Source organism: Pseudomonas sp. NBRC 111140 (genome assembly GCF_001320885.1).
GTDB lineage: Bacteria > Pseudomonadota > Gammaproteobacteria > Pseudomonadales > Pseudomonadaceae > Aquipseudomonas > Aquipseudomonas putida_P.
The window spans coordinates 72,521-90,870 of sequence record NZ_BCBQ01000001.1; the positions used below are offsets into that span (position 1 = coordinate 72,521).

Consider the following 18,350-nt stretch of genomic DNA (forward strand, 5'->3'; position numbering starts at 1 on the left):
GGCAGGCCTCACACCAGGGAACCGGGGTTGTGCTGGTACTTCTCATGGATCGCCCGGGCCGTGCGAATGGCCAGGGCACCGACGGTGCTGGTCGGGTTGTAACCAGCGTTAGTGGGGAACGCCGAGGCGCCGACCACGAACACGTTGTGCGCATCCCAGCTCTGCAGGTAGGTATTGACCGCACTGGTGCGCGGATCTTCGCCCATGATCATGCCGCCCTGAGTGTGGTTGGAGTTCTCGTCATACGGGCTCCATGCCTTGGCCGCTGAGTTGAACGTGTGGATGTGTTTGGCACCCATCTTCTTGCCGATGTCGACTGCGCGCTGCTCGATGAAGCGGGCCATATTGCGGTCGTTGCGGTTCCAGTCGAAGGTCATGCGCAGTAGCGGCGTACCCCAGCGGTCCTTGTAGTTCGGGTCCAGCGACAAGTAGGCATCCCGGGTCGGCATCGAGGTGCCCTGGCCGAAGATGATCCCGTAGTTCTGGTAGTTGTCCTTGTAGTTCTGCTTGAAACCTTTGCCCCAGCGCGGAGTTCCCGGCGGCAACAGCCCGGAGCGGCCGATTGGCATGCCTTCGCGGGAAACGGTAAGCAACCCGGCACCGCCGATGAAATCGAGCTGGCTATGATCGAAGTTGTCGCCGTTGTAATCGTCCACCTGAATGCCCAGGCCACCGGCACCGATGAACGGGTTAAGGGTTTCATCCTCGAACCAAACGTGGGCGCCAGCGCAGGTCTGGTAGTTGTAGGCGCGGCCAAGGGTGCCGGTCTGGGTCACCGGGTCGTACTGCTGGCCGATCTCGCTGATCATCATCAGGCGCGCGTTGTCATAGGTGAACGAGCACAGCGCGACGACATCGGCCGGCTGGATCACTTCACGACCCTGCTCGTCGAAGTAGCTCACGCCAGTCGCGGTCTTGCCATCTTCGGCTTTGTGGATCTTGGTCACGTAACCCTGGGTGATCAGGGTAAAGTTCTTGCGCCGCATCAGTGCCGGGATTAGGCAAGCCTGGGGCGAGGACTTGGAGTAGTTGCCGCAGCCGTGGAACATGCAATAGCCACAGTAGGTGCACGGCGCCATGCTGACACCCAGCGGGTTCACATAGGCCGCGCCGACGTGGGCCACCGGGATGTAGAACGGGTGCATCCCCATTTGTGCGGTGCTGTCGCGGTACATCTGCATCAGTTGTGAATCTTTCAGCGCAGGCGTCGGGAATTCGCGGCTGCGCGGCCCTTCGAACGGGTTGCCGCCAGGCTGCAGCTTGCCGTTGATATTGCCGGCCACACCGGAAATGCCGGCAATGCGTTCGAAACGGTCGTAAAACGGCTCCAGATCAGCGTACGTGACGCCCCAGTCCTGCACCTGCTCAAGGCCCTTGAGCTTGCTCGCGCCGTAGCGCTCGATCGTGGCCGAGCGCACGCGAAAATCCCATTCCGAGAAGCGCCATGCCATGCCGGCCCAGTGAAAGCCCGCGCCACCGACCGACTTGCCCATCTGGAAGGCTTTCAGTTCACGGGTGGGGACGGCGGTCTGGGCGGACTGGTTGCGGAAAGTCAGGGTGTAGTCGCCCGGCTGCAGCAGCAGCTCGCGGCGGATGGTCCAGCGTAGCTCGTCAGGGTCCACTGCCGGCGGCGTATCGGTGGAGGTGTCGAGCCAGGGGCCGCGATCGATGGCGACTACTTCGAGCCCGGCGCGGGTCAATTCTTCGGCCATCAGCGAGCCGGCCCAGCCCAGGCCGACGATGACGACGTCAGCTTTCTTGCGTTGAATGGTCATTGCATTTCTCCAGGCTCAGCTCACCGGGATCAGGCTGATGGGCTCAAGGCTCAGGTCCTGACCGCGCCGGTCGATGTATTGGCGATAGTCGTAGCGGGCACCGGGGAAGCCAACCAGCTTCCAGCCGACCATCCCGCGGTTGCCGCCATACAGCGGGTCGGAGAAGTAGCCTTCGCGAACGCTCATCAACAGGAATTCGAACAGGCGATTGCTGCTGCCCTTGCCTTCCCAGTCCAGCTTGCCGGCCTCTAGATCTGCCAGCAGAGCATCCATCTGCTCGCCTTCGATTTCGGCAAAAGGACGGCCATGGCGTTTGCGGGCCTGCCCGTCGATATGCTCAAGGCCGGCAAGGGTGTATTCGCGGCGGGTGCGCAGGCTGATGGTCAGGCCCATCAGTTGCGACTCGTCGGCACGCAGCGGCTGGTCTAGGTAAAGATCTTTCGACTCACCGTAGGGGCCGTTCATCTGCGCATCCAGGAAGTCCACGCAGCCGGCTTCGCTGGCGGATGGGCCTAGTTCGTCATGGGGGATCAGGCGATCGAACACTGCCGTCAGGGTGGCACGGGCCTGCCCTTTGAAGACATTGGCCTGGCCGCCGCTCATTACAGGTAATGGCAGCATTTCGCGGGTCAGGCCGGTTTCTGGCGGCACCGACTTGAGTTCCACTGCACCGACCTTGGCAAGGCCCGCAGCGGCAAACAACGCGCCCATTGAACGCAAGGCGTCCCTACGTTTCATGGAATTCTCCTTATCGAAAATCACGGGGGCTGCTCGGAAGGTCGCGGAAATTCGGGCACGCAAAAGCACACGACAAGCACGGACGAGCTCATCGAGGCAAAGGGATTTGGCGCAAGAACGAATGACGCAATGTACTGGGGAGGGTACCTGGCGACCTGCCGGTAACAGCGGTTACGATTTTAGGGAGCGGCATATCGCCGCGCCACCAACCGCTTGACGCATTTACGTCAAAACGCGTCAATCGAGCGAAGGTTTTATAGTCTCATCGATCACGATGCGCAATTGCGGGCGCACTTGCGGCGGCGCATCCAGGTCGCCATTGGCATAGAGCAAGTGCTGGATGGCGGCCTCGGCCTGACCTTCGGGATCCTGGTCCAATACCAGCGACAACCCGCCTTGAACGAGCATTTCAGCGTGCTGCTGCGTAGCCTCATGACCGATCCAGACCGGGCTGTCTTGCAGGCGCGACAAGGCCCTGTAGACACCCGACGACCCGCTGCCGGTGGTATACAGGCCCGTGATCAGGGCTTCTTGGCTGCAGTACTCGCCGAGCTTCTTCTCATTAAGGTCATTGTCATCAAAGCACTCCACTGGCCCAAGCACGGTGATGTCTGGGGCACGCTCGGCCATGACCTCAAGGAAGCCCTGCACCCGTTGCTGGTGCGCATGGTACAGCAGGGAATTGGTGATCAGCACGACCGTACCCTGCCTCGGCGCAACCCACTGACTCATCAGGCGGCCGGCAGCCCGTCCCGCCTTGTAGTTGTCGATACCGACATAGGTCGCACCATCGAGCCCGGAAAGACTGCTGGTCAGAAGGACCACGGGAATACCTGCGTCGATCTGGGCTTTCAACGCAGCACGGACCTCGGGTGTGTCTTGTGCCACCACAATCATCCCTTGGCGCGGCACCCTGGGCTTACTGATCAGCTCAAGCAACTCCTGCGGATTCCGCTCCTGCCACACGTGGCGCTGCAGCACCAAGCGCGAACGGTGCATTTTCGCCTGCTGGGCAAAAGCTGCCGTGAGCCGCCGAAAATGATCGGTGTCACTATCGACCATCAGTAGGTCGAAGCGAAGCAGCCCATGCACCGCCGATGGTAGCAGCCGCTTCAATCCCAATGCGTGCGCTGCCTGCAAAACTTTGCGACGTTTGCTGTCGGAAACACTGCCGCGTTCATTCAGCACGCGGTCTACAGTGCTCAGGCTGACACCGGCCTGTCGTGCGACATCCACCATTCGCTGGCGACGATCAGTCTTTTCCAACTCGCAACATCCGGTTACTCAAAAAGGGCAGTCTGCCACGACCGCCAAGGGGCGCCTACTATGATAGCGACTCAGTTGTGGTTCATGATGGCCAGCAGGAAGGAGCTGTAGCGAAATCAGGCACCGACGCAGTAGCTAGCCATACAAAAAAAACTAGCTTGCACCAATCATTAGCACCGCTGCAAACACAATCATCAGCCGCATCACGCATTACGCAGTTACGCATTACCCGCCACCACCACCCGACGCAGGTCGCGTGCGAGTAGGTAGGCAGCGGGAAATGGCCATCAGCCACCCAATGCTAAGCGCGTAAAGGTACGCTGAATGGCACTCGCGCTTTCGCTACCGCTTTCGCGAAAATTTGATCGTCTTCTTCTACGTGACGGGATCGAGCCGGTTTAACCGCCTCTCTCGCCTGCGAGGTTGAAACCCGCCACTACCCCATACCCCCTAGAATGTATAAGAAATTCCAGCCTGCACCGTCCTCGGTGCACCCGGATAGGCGTATGCGTTCCATGCCGCCTCATCGTAACCCTTGTTGAACACGTTCTTGACGTCCAGGTTCAAACGCACATGCTCGTTGACCTTGTAAAAGCTAAGCAGGTCAACCACGCTGTAGCGCTCCATGGTGTAGGTCCTCGCTGCAGTCTGCCCGGCGCGGTCGTCCACGTATTTCACACCAACCCCCAAGCCCAGCCCCTTGGCCAGGCCGTCCTGGAATTCGTAGGTATTCAGCAGGCTGAAACTGTTGCGCGGGATGTTCGCCAGACGCGTACCGGTAGCCAGTGTATTGTCCTTTGTCACTTCGGCGTCGACGTAGGCGTAGCCGCCGATCATCCGCCATTCCGGGGTCAGGTTGCCGGCGACGTTGATGTCCAGGCCGCGGCTGCGCACTTCGCCGGCGGCGACGCTGTAGGTGCCGCTCGGGTCGTTCGGGTCGCGGGTCAGCACGTTTTCCTTGACGATGTGGTAGATGGCCGCGTCGATGCTCATCTGGCGATCCAGCGCTTCCCACTTCACACCCAGTTCGTATGACTTGCCTTTTTCCGGGTCGAAACCACCGCCTTGCAGGCTGGCGCCGGAGTTGGGCTTGAACGAACGGGCGGTGTTCGCGTAGACCGCAACGGTCTCAGTCAGGTCGTAGATCACCCCCAAACGTGGCGTCACGCCGTTTTCAGCTTTGTTGAAGTCCCCCGCATTGCTGCGTTTGTCGTCATAGTCATGCTCGAACCGCTCGAAGCGCAGACCGGCTAAAACCTTGAGCCTGTCCGTGACGGCCACCTGATCCTGCACGAACGCGGCCCAGGTCTTGAGGTTTTCCTTGTCCCATGTAGTGGTGCGAGTCAAGGCAGGGCGTGGCTGACCCAAAACCGGGTCGATGATGTCGATCGGGTAGGCGCCGGCCCCAGGCGCCGAACGGCGGATGATCGAGTTGTAATCGTAGTCTTCGTACTCGATGCCGGTCAGCAGCGTGTGAGCGAAGCCACCCGCGTCGAAGTAGCCGGCAAGGTTGAGCTGGTAGTCCTTGTCCGTCCACTCCACCTTGCGGTGGCTGAAGTTACGCCCCAACGTGCGACCGTCGGGCTGCAAGGCGTTGGCTTCTACGGCATTGCCGGTGATCGAGCCATCGAGCCATTGCATACCGCCGCCCAGGGTCCAGTTCTCGTTGAGCAGATGCTCGAAACGCACCTGCGCCATGTTGTTATCGTTGTGCAGCAGGTTGTCGCTGCCCTTCTCCCAGATGTAGGTGTCGCGCGATGCATTCCCGCGCTGGCCGGGCAGGCGGGTCAAGCCGCGGTCCAGCGGGTGATTGTTACGCATGAAGTCACCTTCGAGGATGATCTTCGTGGCGTCGTTGACCTGCCAACTGATAACCGGCGCAACGTCGTAGCGCTCACTCTCCACATCGTCGCGAAAGCTTTCGCCGCCTTCGCCTAGTACGTTCAGGCGATAAGCCAGTGAGCCGTCGCCATTGAGCGGGCCAGTGGCGTCGAGGGTGGCGCGGTGCATGCCCTGGTCATCGAACTGGCTGCCGAGGGTCACCTTGGGCTCGCTCAGTGGCTGCTTGCTGACCACATTGAACGTACCGCCGGGGTCGCCACGGCCGTACAGGCTGGTGGCCGGGCCGCGGATCACTTCCAGGCGCTCGACGGTGTTGGCGTCGGGGGCGTTGGGGTAACCCCGGTTGATCGGGAAACCGTTGCGGTAGTACTCGCCAGTGGTGAAGCCGCGTACGGTAACAGTGGTCAGGCCCTGGCCACCGAAGTTGTTGCCATGGCCGACACCGCCAGCGTAGTCCAGGCCATCCTGCAGGCGCGTGGCGCCGCTGTCTTCGAGCACATCCTTCGGCACCACACTGATCGACTGCGGAGTATCGTGCAGAGCGGTGTCGGTGCGGGTGGCGCTCAGCGACCGGTTGGCCTTGTAGCCTTGGACGGGTCCATCTGCACGTTCATATCCAGTCGCTTCCGCGTTGATGTTCATCGCATCCAGGCGAATGGCGGAATCAGGGATTGCAGCTGGTTCAGCAGCCCACACGAGGGAGGGCGTCACATTTAGCACACACAGCGAAATGATCATTCGACGCATTGGTCCGAACATCCTGAAATTAGACGAAAGTAGAACCCACCAGGGATCGAAACGCATGCTATCTGCAAATGATTCGCAATGTTAAATATCCGGAACAATCTCCACCCTTTCGTTTGACGTGAAACCGTCAAAATATTTCGACGCATCCACTTGACATCAACTACGTAGTATTAATGTAAAAAAGAGCCTCGTAGACAGCCCGAGCGCGCCGCCAAAACACCCGAATCGGCCTTCGTTGGCGAAGCCCTCCACAAACCGATAAACCGGTTATCTACCTAGTACAGTCGCTTGTCATGCCCAGCCTTCATCACCGCAACGCGGTGAAGCAAAGCCGTCAAAAAGCACAAAAAAACCCCTAGACTGTATTAAACACTACAATTAGACTCCAGCAATCAGATCGTGAAACAAAACCTACAACACCAAGAAGATTCGCCATGACCACTCTCAGAGACCGCCTCACGAGCGCCGATCTAAGCCCGACACCGTCGGAGCGCAAGGTCATTCGTACGCTACTGGATAACTACCCTCGAAGTGGCCTGGGCCCAATGGCCAAGTTGGCCGAGCACGCAGGCGTCAGCGACCCGACGATTGTGCGTCTGGTGAAAAAACTGGGTTTCAGTGGCTACGCCGAGCTACAGGATGCACTGCTGAGTGAAATGGACCAGCGCCTGCGCTCGCCAGTGACATTGCTGCAACCGCGATCGCATTCATCTCCCGATGACGCGTGGAACAGTTATCTGAATGAAAGCTGCCGCACGCTTACCGAAACTCAATCCTTGACTCAGCCTGATGACATCCGCGTGCTGGTCGAGCTCATCCTGGAAACCCGATATGCCTTGTATTGCTTCGGGGGGAGGTTGAGCAACTTTCTGGCCAGCTACCTTCTAAGCCATCTGCGCCTGCTGCGTCCTGGCTGTCACACCCTTGAAGACAATGCACAGTTGCCGGACCGACTGTTCGACATCCAGAAACAGGATGTACTCATCCTCTTCGACTATCGCCGATACCAGACCCAAGCATTGCGTGTAGCCAGCGCTGCCAAGGCACGCGGTGCGCGCATCGTGCTGTTCACCGATATCTATGCCTCGCCGCTGCGCGAACTCTCCGACCTGGTCATCAGTGCACCGGTGGAGTCGATCTCCGCGTTCGACACCCTGGTGCCTGCCCTGGCCCAGGTCGAAGCGTTGATCGCCGCCCTGACCCTGCGCAGTGCCGCCCTGGAAGATCGCCTGGAAGGCATCGACACCCTGCGCGCCAGTTTTGCCGCCCACCTGCTCGAGGAAAAATAACAATGCTTACCCTCCCCCACCAATCGCCGCGCGACTTGCCATACGTGCCTGGCCACACGGCGTTACTGCTGGTCGACATGCAGCGCGCCTGGCTGGACCCGCAGTTCGACCCGCACCTGCGCGATGCCCAGGCAGAGTATTTTCTGAGCCGCACCCAAGCACAGGTCATCCCCAACCAGCAGCGTCTGCTCCAGGCCATGCGCGACGCCAGGCAGAACGTGCTGCACACCATCATCGAAAGCCTCACCCAAGACGGCCGCGACCGGTCGCTGGACCACAAGTTGTCGGACATGCACCTGCCCAAGGGCAGCTACCCGGCCGGGATCATCGACGCACTGGCCGCCGGCGAAAATGAAGTGGTGCTGCCCAAGACGTCTTCTGGCGTGTTCAACTCCACCAATATCGATTACGTGCTGCGCAATCTGCAAACCCGTCACCTGATCGTGGCCGGCATCGTCACCGATCAGTGCGTGGACATGGCCGTACGTGACGCCGCCGACCGTGGCTACCTGGTTACCTTGGTCGAGGACGCCTGCGCCACTTACACCCCAGCGCGGCATCAGGCTTGCCTCGAAGCCATCAAAGGCTACTGCTGGATCGCCGATACCGACACCGTGCTCCAGCGCCTGCAGGAGATGCCAGCATGAACCGCACCATCGCTGGTAACGCCCCGATCGCGTCGGTCGCGATGACCACCATCGTCACCACCGACCTGGTCGGCATCACCCGTGGCCGCTCGTTCCCCCGCGACGAACTGGAGAGCTACACGGCCGCCGGCGTGGGTTGGGTACCCGCCAACAGCGCGATCACGCCGCAGTCGTGCGTGGCCGACAACAACCCCTGGGGCGCCTACGGCGACCTGCGGCTGATCCCGGATATGGCCTCGCGGGTGCAGGTGCCCCACGGCCCGGATGCCGACGCCTGCGGCCTGGACTTCATCCACGCCGACATCTGCGAGACCGATGGCAGCCCATGGGCTGCATGCCCGCGCACACTGCTGCGCAACGAGGTACAGCGTTATCGCGAACAGTTCGGCTTAGAAATAACCGCTGCCTTCGAGCACGAATTCAGCCTCGGCGGCCTGCAAGAACAACCGGCCCATCACGCGTTTTCCCTCGGCGCGCAGCACGCAGCAGCCAACTTCGGTGGCTGGTTGCTCGCCGCATTGAGGGCTGGCGGCGTCGAGCCGGAGATGTTCTTGCCCGAATATGGCAAGCAACAATACGAAATCACCTGCCGCCCCACCCAGGGTGTGGCCGCTGCCGACCGGGCAGTCAATGTACGCGAAATCACCCGCGAGATCGCCCGTCAGATGGGGCTGGACATCAGCTTCTCGCCCAAGCTCGAAGAGCACGGCGTGTGCAACGGCGTGCACCTGCATATCAGCCTGCAGGACCAGGATGGCCAAGCGGTGATGTACGACGCCGAGCAGGCAAACGGCCTGTCGACCCTGGGCCAGCACTGGGCCGCCGGGGTGTTGAAATACCTGCCCGCGCTGTGTGCCTTTAGCGCGCCGACGCCGATTTCCTACCTGCGCCTCAAGCCCCACCACTGGAGCGCCTCGTACGCCTGCCTGGGCCAGCGCAACCGCGAAGCCTCGCTACGCATCTGCCCGACCATCACCATCGGCGGCAAGTCGCCGGCCAAGCAGTACAACCTGGAGTTCCGCCCGCTCGACGCCACGGCCTCGCCGCACCTGAGCATGGCTACAGTGCTGATCGCCGGACGCCTGGGCATCGAGCAGGCACTGGCACTGGACGCCACCAGCGAAGAAGAGCCCGACACCCTCAGCGACGAACAGCGCCGGGCGCGCGGCATCGTTGCCCTGCCCGACACGCTGGAGCAAGCGCTGGCCAGTTTGCGTGAGCACTACGAACTGTTCGAGGCACTGCCCAAGGTCATGATTGACGCCTACCTGGCGATCAAGACCCAGGAGCAGGCAGCCACGCAGCGATTCTCCCCCACTGAACTGTGTGACCACTATGCACGCCTGTACTGAATCTCCGGAACTGGGCCTATATCGCGAGCCGGCCTACAGCCTGAGCCGTGAGCAAGCCGAACACCCGGTGATCCTGGTCTGCGAGCACGCCAGCGCGTACATACCGGCGCCGCTCGGACGGCTCGGCTTGGAGGCGCGCGCGGCCGAGGAACACATCGCCTGGGACATCGGTGCCCTAGCCCTGGCCCGACAACTGTCGCAAACACTGGACGCAACGCTGATCTCGGCGAACTACTCGCGCTTGCTGATCGACCTCAACCGCCCCCTTGAGGCACCTGACAGCATTCCCGAGCGCAGCGAGATCTACGAGGTGCCTGGCAACCGGCTGCTGGACGAAGTCACGCGCCAGTATCGACGGGATTGCCTGTTCACGCCCTTCCACCAGCGCCTCGCCGCGCTGATCGACGCGCGCCTGGCGGCGGGTCGACCAGTGCGCATCATAGGCGTGCACAGCTTCACCGCGCTGTATTTCGGCCAGCCGCGCAGCCTGGAGGTTGGCGTGCTGCATGGGCGCGCACAAACCTATGCCGCGCACATGGTCGCGGCCCTGGCCGCGCAGGGATTGCGGGCGGCCACCAATCAGCCGTACGAGATCAATGCACATGAAGACATGACCGTGCCTTTCCACGGCGACAACCGCGGCATTGACGCCGCCTTGATCGAAGTCAGAAACGACCTGCTGCGGACAGCGGACGCCGTGCGGTCCTGGTCGGAGGTACTCGCCCCACTGCTGTGAACTGTTGCTGGGTAAATCGGTAATACAACTATAAAAACACCGCTTTGGCGCTTTTAGACCTGCCGGGTTTAAACCTGCCCGTACCACTGTCGGCGAGCACGCAGTGACCGGGCATCCGCCATCCTCGCTTACGGAGTACCGTGTCATGGCTTTAGAAGAATTTGGCTACAAACAGGAACTCAAACGCAGCCTGTCACTGGCTGACCTGGTGATATACGGCATGATCTTCATGATTCCCATCGCCCCCTTCGGCGTGTATGGGTACGTCAACCAGGAGGCGCCCGGGATGGTGCCGCTGGCCTACATCATCGGCATGGTGGCGATGCTGTTCACCGCGCTCAGCTATGGAAGCATGGCGCGCGCCTTCCCTGTCGCCGGTTCGGTGTATTCCTATGCTCAGCGGGGTTTGCACGCCAATGTGGGTTTTCTCGCCGGCTGGTTATTACTGCTTGACTACCTGCTGATTCCACCGCTGCTTTACATTTACGCGGCCATGGCGCTCAACCACCTGTATCCGGACATTCCCAAGTTCGGCTTCATCCTGGTTTTCCTGGTGAGTGCCACCTTGGTGAACTTGCGCGGCATCAGCTTTACAGCCCGCCTGAACATGCTGTTTCTGTTAGCGCAACTGGTAGTGCTGGGGATTTTCCTGACTTGTGCCTGGGAGGCTTTGCATGCGGGGACTGGTCACGGCGAACTGACAGTGGCCCCGCTATACAACCCTGCGCAATTCAATTTTGCCCTGATGATGCAGGCGGTATCGATCGCTGTGCTGTCCTTCCTGGGGTTTGATGCAATCTCCACCCTGGCCGAAGAAACCCGTGGCGATGCGGGGCGCAGCATCGGCCGTGCAGCATTGATCAGCCTGCTGATCATGGGTGGCATCTTCGTCGCTCAGACCTGGCTTGCCACCGACCTCGCCGCGGGCATGGGCTTCACCTCAGCGGACACAGCCTTCTATGAAATCGCCGCCATAGCCGGTGGAGACTGGCTCGCCTCACTGACGGCAGTAACCACTGCGTTGGCCTGGGGTGTAGCGGTTTCGATCACCTCCCAGGCAGCCGTTTCACGCCTGCTGTTCGGGATGGCACGCGATGGCAAGCTCTCTCGTGTACTGGCCAAGGTCCACCCGACGTACCGCACACCACATCTGAGCATTTACCTGGTGGCAGTCATGTCACTCGTTATCTGCTACCTGTTCATCAATTCTGTCGACACCCTTACCTCACTGGTCAACTTCGGCGCGTTGAGCGGCTTCATGATTCTGCATCTGACCGTCATCAACTACCACTGGCGCCGGCAGAAGTCCGGCAACGTACTGCTGCACCTTGTTGCACCGGCAACAGGCTTCGTCATCGTCGCCGCGATCATGTTCAACATGGGGCTGGACGCCCAGAAGCTCGGCTGCCTGTGGATCGTCGCCGGCGTCATCTACCTGATCCTGCTCAACCGCAAAGGCGCCAATCTGGTCCTTTCGAAGCACATTTGAAGCGCGCGGCCTCAGGCCGCTCTGAATCCTGGCAGCTCGCTGGAAACGTTGCTCTTGGCAGAGGGCAGAAATTCGGCTGGCTGTCATCAACCGGCGATGGCCGATCCACCGCCTTACGGAGTTACGACAATGACCCGATACATTGATGTGAACGATCTTGCCCAACTGGTAGCCAGCAAAGGCCTGGAGACTTGCCTGGCGGAAATGGCGGAATGCATCCGCGAAGACTACGCACGCTGGCACCAGTTCGACAAATGCGCGCGTTTGGCCAACCACTCGCCTAACGGCGTCATCGAATTGATGCCGGTTTCCGATGCTTCCCTGTATGCGTTCAAGTACGTCAACGGCCACCCGAGCAACACGCAGGCCAACCTGCTGACGGTCATGGCGTTCGGCGCACTTGGCGACGTGGACACCGGCACCCCGTTGCTCTTGAGCGAGATGACGCTGGCCACCGCCCTGCGCACCGCCGCAACCTCGGTCCTTGCGGCACGCTACATGGCGCGAGGCGACGCACGAAGCATGGCACTCATCGGCAATGGTTCACAAAGTGAATTCCAAGCCATCGCATTCCATACACTGTTGAAGATCGAAGAAATCCGACTGTTCGATACTGATGCCAAAGCTACTGCCAAGCTCGCCAGAAATCTTGAGCAGTACCCGAATCTGAAACTCGTGATCGCAGCATCTGTCGCCGAAGCCGTGTGCGGTGCCGATATCGTCACTACCGTGACTGCCGACAAAGCCTACGCCACCATCCTGACCCCGGCAATGATCGAACCAGGCATGCACCTGAATGCCGTAGGCGGTGATTGCCCCGGCAAAACAGAGTTGCACCGTGACATCATCGACAAGGCTCGAGTTGTGGTCGAGTTCGAGCCCCAGAGCCGGATCGAAGGGGAGATCCAGCAAATGCCTGCTGACTCCCCGGTCGTTGAATTCTGGCGGGTGATCGATGGACAGGCGCCGGGCCGTGAATCTACCGACCAAGTCACGTTGTTCGACTCGGTCGGGTTTGCACTGGAAGACTACTCGGCACTGAGGTACATCCTCCAGGTGGCAGAAGCAGGCAACCACGGCAGCGTTATCGAATTGGTACCAAAGCTCGATGATTGCAAGGACCTTTACGCACGATTGATCCATTTGAAACCGGCTGCGCAACTCAAGCGCGCCTGATCATCGGCACCTTTCGCTCACTCGGTTTTCTTTCCTGAAAACCCGGATCAGACCGCTTTTTGCTGTTGCTCCACGGAGTCAACCGGCATAATCAGCAATACTACGTAACATTGTGCGATTACCTAAGGCGGTCATCCGATGCAGAGCAAAGGCGAGAAGGAATGCAGGGAGTTCATCAATCGCTACTGGACAGGCGATGACAGCCAACCCAAGTATGAAAGGCTGCGTCGCGCTTTGTCTTGCGCTATTGCAGACGGCTTCTGGTCACCCGAAGCTCGGCTGCCCAACGAGCAGGAATGGGTAGCAGCAACGCCGTGTGGTCTTGCAACCGTGCAACGCACTCTACGCTCGCTGGTCGCTGAGGGGCTTATTCAGCGGCGGCGCGGTATCGGCACCACTGTGGTCAACCGTGACAGACCGATGACAGAGCCATGGCACATGCGCTTTATGCGCACAGAGGAAGACACGGAGTACCTGTCCATCAGCACCAGCGTTTTGAACCGGCGCATAATCAAAACTACCGGTGCATGGTCCAAGCACCTGGATCAGGGTGACCATCCCATCGTCAAACTAACCCGAATCATGCACATCGCCAATGAAGTCGACGTGTACAACGTGTTTTACGCGCGTGCAGACCTGTTTCCGGAGCTGACCAGCAAGCCCTTGCACTCACTGAATGGCACGAATATCAAGCGGTTCATCGCCGCGCGTTACAACATTTCAGTTCGCAACGTACGACATCGGTTGCGCTTCGAACCAACGCCCAAGTGGATTGCTGAATATGCCGATCCGCAACATGCAGAAGCTTCGACGGTGCTAAACGCCACCGCACAACTGCCCGGTGGCGAGGGGCTTTATTACCAGGATTTCTTTATCCCCCCAAATAAGCTACTGCTTGAGTTGGGCACGGATTTCATCTGAGAAGGCGCCCCATTACCAAAAGGGTGATGGGGCGACGTAACCAGGCAGGGGTTAACCGTAGAGTAGTAAAGCGCCGATCTCAAACAGGCTGAGGATGGCAAGACACGCGGCCAGGCCGAGAACCGATTCGATACTGCTCACCATGCGTTCCTTGACGATCCCATTTACGCTGCGCTGGTAACGCTTGCTCAATCCTGCACGGATCGCAAGCGCAACCATTAGCGCCAGCGCTGCTGGCAGGATAGCCAAAAAGTGATGGGTCGGTGCCCAACGCAGAAACAAGCAACCGCAGACAATTATCGCCAGAAGTGTGCGGTTCCATGCCAACAAGGTACGTTCAGGCTGTAAGCCGGCATCGGCATGCCCTATGGACTTCGCTTGAGGTCGCATGGCGTATCAATGCCCAGCGTTAAAGGCCATGACGATCGCAAAACATGCGATTGCCAAGGTCACACCAAAACATACTAGGGGCAGGAACACTGAAAAAGGCAGCGCCTGCTTGAGACGCATTGCGCGCTCAATGGAGAGCCAGCGGTAAAACGCCGGGGCGCTGATGAAAAATGCGAGAAGCATCAACAAGAGTGCTACAAAACGCCGCATATCACTGCTCAAGATCTCTACAGTGAACGTTTCCACTGCAATCCCGCCAGCCAGTAACGCAAGTGACGTTCTGATCCATGCGAGAAACGTGCGCTCGTTAGCCAGGGAAAAACGGGGGTCTGGTTCAGACCCGCCGGGCAACAAATACTTGGCGAGCCGCCCTCGCTCGTCTTGATCTTTCAGGGGTGCGTTCATCGGGGCATTCCAAAATCAGACAGTTGGCTGAGTGCTAGATCCACCAGGCAAAAGTGGGGGCAGGCAGCACCTACCCCCACCCTCACTTAGTCACGGGACAGGATGAGCACTTCACCAATATCCGGATCGACCACCAGCTCATCGCCGGTCTGGATCAGTGACGTCACATCGCTTTCGAAACGGTCGCACATGGTCATGTTGGCCAAGGCAGCACCTTGCGCAAGGATAGTGTTTGCACGGTTGAAGAGGATTGCCTTGGGCACGATCCCGCGCGACATCATTTCATGCAGCATCCACGCAGATGCCACACCACCCTTGGCGGTGTTCAGCACCAGGATCTTGTCCTGGTACGACTCACCCGCCAGCTTGTGCGCAGGGCGCGAGAAAATGCCCTTGATCCGGTCGAGGTCATAACGGGCCGAGAAGTTATCATTGGCCACCAGCGCGACCCCCTGAACCTTCTCGCCAATGCCGACGTGGCACTTGAGTTTGATACTCATACGATCACCCCTTTGATTGCCGACTCAACGCACTCTTCCATGCTGCGCAGGGAAGGCTTGTAGCCGTAGCCCGAAATAATGTTGACGATTTTTGCCGAGTTGCTCAGCAGGTTGGTCCAGCCGTTGGCTTCGGCCAGTTCACGCGCATATTGCTGGTAGAAGCAGGTGCCGCGCAGCACTTTCGCACCGGAGGCCTCGATGCGGGCGGTGATGCCCATGCGATCACAGTCGGTCGCAACGCTTGGCGAAGTACAAACCAGGAAGGCGGTGTCTTTATGGATTCGCTTGCCCTCGACGAGCGCGGCAACCTGCCCCATCTCGACCAGCGAAAGCTGTGGCGCGGCGAAGACCACCACATCCACTTTATCGCCCCGGTTGCCAAAGTCGTTGCGCAGACCGTTAAGGTCGTTCTGAGTGATTTCCACTGCCGGCAAGGTACGGTCGCATACGCTGGCCAGTGTCGGCGCTTCAGGAGTGATGCCGACGATATGGAACAGCGGAGTGGAACCGAAGCTGGCCATCGCCGCACCAAAATGCTTCAGTTGGTCGGAAGTCGGAATCATTTCTAGGCCTTCGACAACCGGAACCTCCCAGTATGAGCCGGACATTCGACCAATAAGACCACCCAGCACACCCCAGTCGGTCAAGCCGATCGGCTGGTCACGAACCACGAAACGCTTGGTTGCACGGCGTTTTTCATCTAGGTGCAAGCCGTAGCGTGGAGTGCGACCAGTCAAGCCTGCTGCGAGCGCCGAAGGGCCACCCTCGAAGTTGGAACGCGCGCCCAAAACGCTGTTGGTGTAGATAACCACACCGGTATCGCCGAAGGCCACGTGGTCACCGCGAATCGGACCCATGATGGTCTGATAGTTGATGCAGGTGTCCGTCATCATGATGCCCATCTGCTGACAGGCCGCAATGGCGCGACGCTCGAGATTGGCCATGCTTTCGGTCTGCCCGAGCTCTTTGTAGTAGCTCAGGTCGACACCGCGCGGGTCGGTGATCATTGGAATGACCACCCGGCTTTCCTCGCCCGGCCCCTCTGCCATGCGCTCGAGGAACTCCACGCCGGCGACACCCAGGGACTCAGGATCGCCCATCATGTGCGACTGGGACACAGGAACCAGATCGACTGCATCGAACATTCTACCCACGCGCTGCATGTGCTCGATGGCCCAACGCTTGGCCTCGCCCATCTCACCGGCGAGCATCGCCTGTTCTTCATCAGACAGCTTCATTCGACTACTCCTCTTCTTATTAATATGAGCCGCGGGCCACCAGGTCCTGTGCTCTGACATCGCGGGGGCGTCTCGAAACCTGCGTAGCCGCCCACCTACTTACTACGTAGTAATAATAGACATAACCGGCTCAGCATCGTCAAGAAAAAAATGGAATAACGGTGATGCCGCTATCTGCAAAAAACTGCAGTTCATCACATATCTAATTGAATAGTATGAACATTTTCTTTGACACCTTGGAATGTGCCAGGGGGCTTGCTATTTGGTTCTTGACACCGCATGGCTCCGGGGATTTACTTTCTACGTAGTTACAGGTCAGCCCTTGGTCATCAAGAGAACAATAAAAATGACTATCAACTCGCTCCACGCCGCCCCTTCGCCCCACAACAGCAGGCTCCGCCCGATGCCGGACCCCCGCCTGCACAACAACTTCTAAAGTCTTCCCGCGCAGAAAAATCAAATAAAACAACAACAAGCAGCCAGTGCTGCTCGAGGAACCCTCATGACCTCGGTACAGATTTTTTCCGTAATATGGCTTGTCGTAATCTTCGCCGCGTGTATTTGGCGCCACACCAACGTCGGGTTAGCCATGCTGCCCGCATCGTTCATCCTTGCCGAGGTCGCAGGCATTTCACCCAAGCAGCTTTATCAAGGCTTTCCTACGTCCCTGGTGATCCTCATCCTTGGCGTGATGTTTCTCTGGAACCATGCGCGCAACAGTGGGTTGGCAGACCTGATCATTTACAAAACGGTCAGGATGACGCGCGGTCGGCTTTGGCTTCTTCCGTGGACCACTTGCTTCCTCTCTGCAGGGATTTGTGCGATCGGCGCACTGCCTGCCGCAGCGCTGGTCATCACCCTCCCAGTCGCCATCCGCATTGCGGAGCGTGAAAATATCCGCCCGGCACTGATGGGTGTGGTTACCATCCAAGGTGCATGTATTGGAGGGTTCTCCCCAATCAGCCCGTGGGGTAGCTTGGTGATTTCACAGGTGCAACATGCCGGGCTACCATTCTTGCCTAGCTACTTCGTAGCCTCGATGATCGTGCTGAACATCTGTGTGGCTGCGGTCGCCTACTTTGCCTTCGGCGGCGCTGAATTGATCCGCCGCGGCGTGGTCGCCACCCCCCCACTGGCGGCTGCAGATGCACCGACCTCCCAAAGTGGTCTTACTGCCTATCAGTGGGCATCGCTGCTCGCTGTCGCGGCGTTCATCACCATGGTGCTGCTCAAGTTCGATGTAGGCCTTTCGGCATTCGCGGTGGGTATCGTGTTGCACGTGGCGTTCCGCGGTGAATGCCAGAAGGCGATCACCGCATTGCCGTGGAGCATCATCATCATGATTGCGGGTCTAATCATGTATGTGTCGCTGCTCGAGCAATTGGGTGTACTGCACCTGATAGGTGACGAGCTTGGCAACGTCGGTAATCCTTCATTCGTACTCATGGCGGTTACCTACCTGGGCACAACTGTCGCTAATTTCGAGGCTTCTTCGGTTGCAGTACTAGGCCTGGTCATTCCGGTAGCAATCAAATCACTGGCCAGTAGCCCTTCCGAGATCATGAACAGCCTGGCACTTGCTCTCGTGGCAGGTAGCGTGACGGTGATCGCAGCGAGCCCCTTCCACCTGTCGGGCGGAATCGTGCTGGCGGAAACCCGTAACTGTGGGCGCACGTTCAAAGACCTGCTGCTTTGGACTGTTGGAGTATCCGCCACCCTGCCCCTGCTGGGCCTGATTCTCCACTAATAGCTAGTGGCACCGCTAAGCGTGCCGCCCTACCGAACGGACAAACCCGCTGAACTCATCGTCAGCGGGTTTTGTGCCATCTGAGCCGGCCT

16 protein-coding genes are annotated in these 18,350 nt (G+C 59.3%); 8 read left to right on the forward strand and 8 right to left on the reverse strand.

The window, feature by feature from the left end; translation table 11 throughout:
* Nucleotides 1-8: 8 nt before the first annotated feature.
* The 4 genes from APH42_RS00330 to APH42_RS00345 all read right to left on the reverse strand — a co-directional run bounded on the left by APH42_RS00330 (nucleotide 9) and on the right by APH42_RS00345 (nucleotide 6,368).
* Nucleotides 9-1,775 carry a GMC family oxidoreductase gene (locus APH42_RS00330; RefSeq protein ID WP_060492397.1) on the reverse strand — a complete coding sequence of 589 codons (1,767 nt, stop codon included), beginning with the start codon at nucleotides 1,773-1,775 and terminating at the stop codon, nucleotides 9-11.
* Between the two features lie 15 nt (nucleotides 1,776-1,790).
* Nucleotides 1,791-2,513 carry a gluconate 2-dehydrogenase subunit 3 family protein gene (locus tag APH42_RS00335; protein ID WP_082421356.1) on the reverse strand — a complete coding sequence of 241 codons (723 nt, stop codon included), beginning with the start codon at nucleotides 2,511-2,513 and terminating at the stop codon, nucleotides 1,791-1,793.
* Between the two features lie 237 nt (nucleotides 2,514-2,750).
* Nucleotides 2,751-3,779 carry a LacI family DNA-binding transcriptional regulator gene (locus APH42_RS00340; protein WP_156352692.1) on the reverse strand — a complete coding sequence of 343 codons (1,029 nt, stop codon included), beginning with the start codon at nucleotides 3,777-3,779 and terminating at the stop codon, nucleotides 2,751-2,753.
* A gap of 450 nt (nucleotides 3,780-4,229) precedes the next feature.
* On the reverse strand, nucleotides 4,230-6,368 hold the full coding sequence (locus APH42_RS00345; protein ID WP_060492400.1) for a TonB-dependent siderophore receptor: 2,139 nt from the start codon (nucleotides 6,366-6,368) through the stop codon (nucleotides 4,230-4,232).
* Nucleotides 6,369-6,802: 434 nt separating this feature from the next.
* Here APH42_RS00345 and APH42_RS00350 point away from each other — a divergent pair, with 434 nt between their 5' ends.
* The 7 genes from APH42_RS00350 to APH42_RS00380 all read left to right on the forward strand — a co-directional run bounded on the left by APH42_RS00350 (nucleotide 6,803) and on the right by APH42_RS00380 (nucleotide 13,978).
* Complete coding sequence (locus APH42_RS00350) at nucleotides 6,803-7,657, forward strand: MurR/RpiR family transcriptional regulator (RefSeq protein ID WP_060492401.1); 855 nt, start codon at nucleotides 6,803-6,805, stop codon at nucleotides 7,655-7,657.
* Nucleotides 7,658-7,659: 2 nt separating this feature from the next.
* On the forward strand, nucleotides 7,660-8,304 hold the full coding sequence (locus APH42_RS00355) for an isochorismatase family cysteine hydrolase (RefSeq protein WP_060492402.1): 645 nt from the start codon (nucleotides 7,660-7,662) through the stop codon (nucleotides 8,302-8,304).
* On the forward strand, nucleotides 8,301-9,656 hold the full coding sequence (locus APH42_RS00360; RefSeq protein WP_060492403.1) for a glutamine synthetase family protein: 1,356 nt from the start codon (nucleotides 8,301-8,303) through the stop codon (nucleotides 9,654-9,656). Before APH42_RS00355 ends, APH42_RS00360 begins: the two co-directional genes overlap by 4 nt.
* Entirely contained in the window at nucleotides 9,640-10,392 is a 753-nt protein-coding gene (locus APH42_RS00365) for an N-formylglutamate amidohydrolase (protein WP_060492404.1), read from the forward strand. Before APH42_RS00360 ends, APH42_RS00365 begins: the two co-directional genes overlap by 17 nt.
* 145 nt (nucleotides 10,393-10,537) lie before the next feature.
* Nucleotides 10,538-11,881: an APC family permease gene (locus APH42_RS00370; RefSeq protein ID WP_060492405.1), complete on the forward strand. Its 1,344-nt coding sequence runs from the start codon at nucleotides 10,538-10,540 to the stop codon at nucleotides 11,879-11,881.
* 129 nt (nucleotides 11,882-12,010) lie between these two features.
* Nucleotides 12,011-13,057 carry an ornithine cyclodeaminase gene (locus APH42_RS00375; protein ID WP_060492406.1) on the forward strand — a complete coding sequence of 349 codons (1,047 nt, stop codon included), beginning with the start codon at nucleotides 12,011-12,013 and terminating at the stop codon, nucleotides 13,055-13,057.
* Between the two features lie 138 nt (nucleotides 13,058-13,195).
* Nucleotides 13,196-13,978, forward strand: a complete 783-nt coding sequence (locus APH42_RS00380) for a GntR family transcriptional regulator (RefSeq protein ID WP_060492407.1) — start codon at nucleotides 13,196-13,198, stop codon at nucleotides 13,976-13,978.
* Nucleotides 13,979-14,029: 51 nt separating this feature from the next.
* On the opposite strand, the gene APH42_RS00385 is transcribed toward APH42_RS00380, so the two are convergent.
* The 4 genes from APH42_RS00385 to APH42_RS00400 all read right to left on the reverse strand — a co-directional run bounded on the left by APH42_RS00385 (nucleotide 14,030) and on the right by APH42_RS00400 (nucleotide 16,511).
* Nucleotides 14,030-14,368, reverse strand: a complete 339-nt coding sequence (locus APH42_RS00385) for a DUF202 domain-containing protein (protein WP_060492408.1) — start codon at nucleotides 14,366-14,368, stop codon at nucleotides 14,030-14,032.
* A gap of 6 nt (nucleotides 14,369-14,374) precedes the next feature.
* Nucleotides 14,375-14,773: a YidH family protein gene (locus tag APH42_RS00390; RefSeq protein ID WP_046786255.1), complete on the reverse strand. Its 399-nt coding sequence runs from the start codon at nucleotides 14,771-14,773 to the stop codon at nucleotides 14,375-14,377.
* 86 nt (nucleotides 14,774-14,859) lie between these two features.
* Nucleotides 14,860-15,273: an aconitase X swivel domain-containing protein gene (locus tag APH42_RS00395; RefSeq protein WP_046786256.1), complete on the reverse strand. Its 414-nt coding sequence runs from the start codon at nucleotides 15,271-15,273 to the stop codon at nucleotides 14,860-14,862.
* Nucleotides 15,270-16,511 (reverse strand): aconitase X catalytic domain-containing protein, encoded by a 1,242-nt coding sequence (locus APH42_RS00400; protein WP_046786257.1) that lies wholly within the window; start codon nucleotides 16,509-16,511, stop codon nucleotides 15,270-15,272. The genes APH42_RS00395 and APH42_RS00400 overlap by 4 nt, the downstream gene beginning before the upstream one ends.
* A 502-nt stretch (nucleotides 16,512-17,013) precedes the next feature.
* Here APH42_RS00400 and APH42_RS00405 point away from each other — a divergent pair.
* A complete protein-coding gene (locus APH42_RS00405; protein ID WP_046786258.1) occupies nucleotides 17,014-18,258 on the forward strand; it encodes an SLC13 family permease in 1,245 nt (414 codons plus the stop codon).
* Nucleotides 18,259-18,350: the final 92 nt, after the last annotated feature.

Bases quoted from the DNA above. Each gene is read 5' to 3' on its own strand.
- APH42_RS00350 (WP_060492401.1), top strand. From the start codon at position 6,803: ATGACCACTCTCAGAGACCGCCTCACGAGCGCCGATCTAAGCCCGACA.
- APH42_RS00405 (WP_046786258.1), top strand. From the start codon at position 17,014: ATGACCTCGGTACAGATTTTTTCCGTAATATGGCTTGTCGTAATCTTC.
- APH42_RS00365 (WP_060492404.1), top strand. From the start codon at position 9,640: ATGCACGCCTGTACTGAATCTCCGGAACTGGGCCTATATCGCGAGCCG.
- APH42_RS00360 (WP_060492403.1), top strand. From the start codon at position 8,301: ATGAACCGCACCATCGCTGGTAACGCCCCGATCGCGTCGGTCGCGATG.
- APH42_RS00370 (WP_060492405.1), top strand. From the start codon at position 10,538: ATGGCTTTAGAAGAATTTGGCTACAAACAGGAACTCAAACGCAGCCTG.
- APH42_RS00345 (WP_060492400.1), bottom strand. From the start codon at position 6,368: ATGCGTCGAATGATCATTTCGCTGTGTGTGCTAAATGTGACGCCCTCC.
- APH42_RS00400 (WP_046786257.1), bottom strand. From the start codon at position 16,511: ATGAAGCTGTCTGATGAAGAACAGGCGATGCTCGCCGGTGAGATGGGC.
- APH42_RS00375 (WP_060492406.1), top strand. From the start codon at position 12,011: ATGACCCGATACATTGATGTGAACGATCTTGCCCAACTGGTAGCCAGC.
- APH42_RS00335 (WP_082421356.1), bottom strand. From the start codon at position 2,513: ATGAAACGTAGGGACGCCTTGCGTTCAATGGGCGCGTTGTTTGCCGCT.
- APH42_RS00390 (WP_046786255.1), bottom strand. From the start codon at position 14,773: ATGAACGCACCCCTGAAAGATCAAGACGAGCGAGGGCGGCTCGCCAAG.
- APH42_RS00385 (WP_060492408.1), bottom strand. From the start codon at position 14,368: ATGCGACCTCAAGCGAAGTCCATAGGGCATGCCGATGCCGGCTTACAG.
- APH42_RS00330 (WP_060492397.1), bottom strand. From the start codon at position 1,775: ATGACCATTCAACGCAAGAAAGCTGACGTCGTCATCGTCGGCCTGGGC.
- APH42_RS00395 (WP_046786256.1), bottom strand. From the start codon at position 15,273: ATGAGTATCAAACTCAAGTGCCACGTCGGCATTGGCGAGAAGGTTCAG.
- APH42_RS00380 (WP_060492407.1), top strand. From the start codon at position 13,196: ATGCAGAGCAAAGGCGAGAAGGAATGCAGGGAGTTCATCAATCGCTAC.
- APH42_RS00355 (WP_060492402.1), top strand. From the start codon at position 7,660: ATGCTTACCCTCCCCCACCAATCGCCGCGCGACTTGCCATACGTGCCT.